Here is a 3,543-nt window from a genome sequence, read left to right as displayed (position 1 = left end):
TTACTATACAGCCAAAAGGCCGCCAAACTCCAGATAGGTGAAAGACACTGTATAATTCTCGCAGGAGCTCCCTTCCAAGTCAGTCAGCAGTCTGACAGACTGACATAAAAAAAGCCCTGTGGCTTAGCAATGTCACAGAGCTATAAGGCTGTCGGGAACAGAATCACATGGATCGCAGCAGCAGATAGGCCTTGGCTTCATCCCACGGCAGATATATGCGCGGATCGTCTTCTATAAGATTGATCGGTTGTTCGTTGAGATCGGCACGGATATATATCACATCTTTCGGTCCGCGGAACACGATAATACGGAAGTTGGCAGCCATAGGCACTATACGAAAGTCGAGCCATTGACGACTGACCTCATCGGGGTTGTCCGAATCAAGATAGCATCCGGGGATTCTCATCAATGCCAGCAAGGGCATGAGGGTTTCGGCATGACCGAATCGCAGCTGCACCGGTGCCACCGTCGAGTCACCTTCTATCAATCGGTCGGTGGTGGTGATGATATCGTCGAGCAATGCCCGGGCTGCTTTGGCAGGCGCGGCGGATATGGCTGAAGCCGAATGCACGAGATGCTGGCTGTAGTTTTTGAACGACCACATGGCATTGAATTCCTCTCGGGTGACATACTGCGATATGTCACAGCGCAGTTCCATGGCTGCAGTGGCTGCAAGGCATGAATATATATCCATGGTGAGGGCTGCCTGATCGTGGATTTCATTGTAGGGATAGCCGCTTCCGAGCATTTTACGGAGCACTGTTCGCGGCACCATCGAGTCGGAAGCCTCATTAAGTGCGAGCCGGAAATTATCGGTAGCAAACAGTTCCTCAAGCTCGCGGTTATCGCTGAAGAAACGGAGCAGGGGATTGTTCTGACGCCCTGACGAAGTGTGGATCTCCACCTTATCGTCAAGACGTGCGATCTGATGGGTCATCTCATACATACTCATGATACAGCGCGGGACGTAGCTGCTGATGGCATTGATGCGGCCATTGCGCATCAACGACGGAAAATCGCTATACATGCGCATACCTATTCCCATCTGTTCGGCTTTGCCGAGAGTGTCAAGCACACCCCAGCGGCCGGCAGTGCGCTCGATTATCTGCTCAGTGAGCCTCAGCATCCGTCGGCCGCGCGGAGTGATCGTGCGGAGTCTGACAGCGTTTTTAAGTGCCTTTCGGACATTATCGGCAGCTTTGCCCGACGACATATATCTGGCTCCGTGACGCCCAACATGATTGATCATGATAGGTCGGAGCGAGTCGGGGGTCTGCGTCGTGGAACTGACATCGGGATAAGGCATTGAACTGCCAAGACATTCTCTGAACGTGTAGTCGGTGGTCTGCGCCGCAGTGTGCGGAATGAAAAGCAGCATGAGCGCTGCGAGTGATGAGATGGCTGTAATGAATCTTTTCATGAGTTAAAACGTGTTTGGATTCATTAACAACCGACGCCGGTCAAAGGTTCACTCAGGATATGCGGTGTTTTCATGCTTCATGCACAGCAACACTTCTTCAAGAAAGCGTCGAGCCTGCGCTTTGGCATCATCAAGATCCATATACGAATAGTTGCCGCAATCGCGTGGAGAGGCTCCCGGAATTTCCCCTGAATAATCGGCTATGAAGCGAAACGTATCAGTCATCAGCCCTACTATATCCTCAGGCTGCAGATCTCCCGACAGAATGAGGTAATTGCCGGTTCGGCATCCCATCGGCCCCCAGTATATCACACGGTCTTTCCAGTCGGCCCGGTTGCGCAGATATGTTGCGGCAAGGTGTTCGATAGTGTGGAGTGCGGCTCCCGACAACGGCGGCTGTCGGTTGGGCTCAGTCATGCGTATATCGAATGTGGTGAGAGTATCGCCCGACCGGGTGACATCGCGCCGCGAAACGTAGATGCCACGGAGCAGACGCTGGTGGTCGACAGTGAAGCTTGCTATTTTTTCCATTGCTGTGATATTTGTTCTACAAGTGGCATGAGAACGGAGAATGTGCGCATTGGCGCATCAGTCCAGAAGTTTTCATACTGCGAGATATTATCAGCGGCTCCGGGTGTGTCGCTGACCACTCTGACTGAAACAAACGGCACGCCGCTCAGCCAACAAGTCTGCGCCATGGATGCCGATTCCATATCTACTGCCGCCACATCGGGATAAAGCCCGCGGATTCGCTCGGTTTCTTCGGATGACGCTACAAAAATATCGCCTGAAGCGATAAGTCCATGTATCACTCCGCCGGCAGGATCAAGAGCGGGTATATCGAGCAAGCCGCATGGTGGCTCGAAGAACTGCGGACAGCCAGATGCCTGTCCCGGGACGGTTCCCGGTCCGCACCATACATCGTGATAGGCCACACGGCTGCCAACCACTACATCGAGTATTCCGGTACGTCCGGTGCCTCCGGCCACTCCGGTGTTGATCACCAGATCTGGTGCAAAATCATTAAGCATACACTGCAGAGCAAGAGCGGAATTCACTTTACCTATGCCACTCTGCATAGCAATGATCTCGCATCCGGCCATCTGTCCGTGATAGACGATGAAGCGTCCTTTTTCGGATTTAACTATATCGGAGATATGTGGCAGCAGCAGATCAAGTTCTTTCTGCATTGCCACTACTATCGCTATCTTCATAAATGATAAGTTACTTTTCAAAAATCAGTTGAGATTATCAAACTATCAGTACACCAACAGTTTGTGCTGCGGTATTTCTGACTTTGTCCGGTGTCTGTTATTGCAAGCCTCAACCATGCGCGCCGTATACAAGTGGACGATATGGAAGCCGGGCAGCGACAGGATGTCATGCCCGGCTCGAATGATGTATTTCTCTATTAACCCCGGAATAGGAATTGTTCTTATTCGTATGGATTGACCTCGTCAAATCCCGAGGCGTCGAATTCGTCGTCGTTGTATTCGTCAGATCCATAGAAACTCTCATCAAGATCAGGATCGGCTGCAGCTGTTTTCTCAGCCTTTTCGTCAATGCGTGCCTCGAATTCATCAAGGTTTACGAACTGTGCGGGGGGATTTCCGAAAGCGAGAGAGCACACCGGATCTTTGAGCGAACGTCCCGGCTGCGTTTTCTTCAGCTCCATGAAGAAACAACGGTCGGTAAGATAATCGAACACGAATATGAGCCGCTGCCCTTCGTCGTCGAGAAAATCCGAGAGCGGCGTTTCTTCCATAAGGTAGACATCGTCGGCCGAGTCGGCACCCATATCCTCCAGAGTTATCTCCTTGCCTTTCTCCCAATTGTCATCACACAGAAAGAACGAATTCATCTGTCCCTTGTCGTAATTGACCGAATCACAGATAGCATTACGCAAGTCAAGAAAAGTGGCATCGGAATCGATGCTGATCTCACGCTTGAAGTTGTCGACTTCGTCGGATACTAACCGGAATGTGAATATCATGGAGTAATGTTGTTTGGTTGTCGCTATTGATATTGAATATTGTGCTGCAAATTTACTATAAAAATCGTGATTTTCGCATTGAGGTGATAAAAAACATATTTTTTACACCACCTTGGGCATCGTATTAAAT

The 3,543-nt window shown here is 50.6% G+C and carries 4 protein-coding genes; all 4 read right to left on the bottom strand.

The genetic code is table 11. From position 1 onward, the window contains the following. Window positions 1–163: 163 nt before the first annotated feature. Window positions 164–1,420, bottom strand: a complete 1,257-nt coding sequence (locus C5O24_RS11785; protein ID WP_107034737.1) for a histidine-type phosphatase — start codon at window positions 1,418–1,420, stop codon at window positions 164–166. Between the two features lie 48 nt (window positions 1,421–1,468). Next, complete coding sequence (locus tag C5O24_RS11780; protein ID WP_107034738.1) at window positions 1,469–1,951, bottom strand: S-ribosylhomocysteine lyase; 483 nt, start codon at window positions 1,949–1,951, stop codon at window positions 1,469–1,471. Next, window positions 1,939–2,634 (bottom strand): 5'-methylthioadenosine/S-adenosylhomocysteine nucleosidase, encoded by a 696-nt coding sequence (gene mtnN / locus C5O24_RS11775; protein ID WP_107034739.1) that lies wholly within the window; start codon window positions 2,632–2,634, stop codon window positions 1,939–1,941. The genes C5O24_RS11780 and mtnN overlap by 13 nt, the downstream gene beginning before the upstream one ends. Before the next feature lie 221 nt (window positions 2,635–2,855). Then, window positions 2,856–3,413 carry an IS1096 element passenger TnpR family protein gene (locus C5O24_RS11770; RefSeq protein ID WP_107034740.1) on the bottom strand — a complete coding sequence of 186 codons (558 nt, stop codon included), beginning with the start codon at window positions 3,411–3,413 and terminating at the stop codon, window positions 2,856–2,858. Window positions 3,414–3,543: the final 130 nt, after the last annotated feature.

Source organism: Paramuribaculum intestinale, from assembly GCF_003024925.1.
In the GTDB taxonomy this organism is placed as follows: domain Bacteria; phylum Bacteroidota; class Bacteroidia; order Bacteroidales; family Muribaculaceae; genus Paramuribaculum; species Paramuribaculum intestinale.
This window is presented reverse-complemented; position numbering and strand designations above follow the sequence as displayed.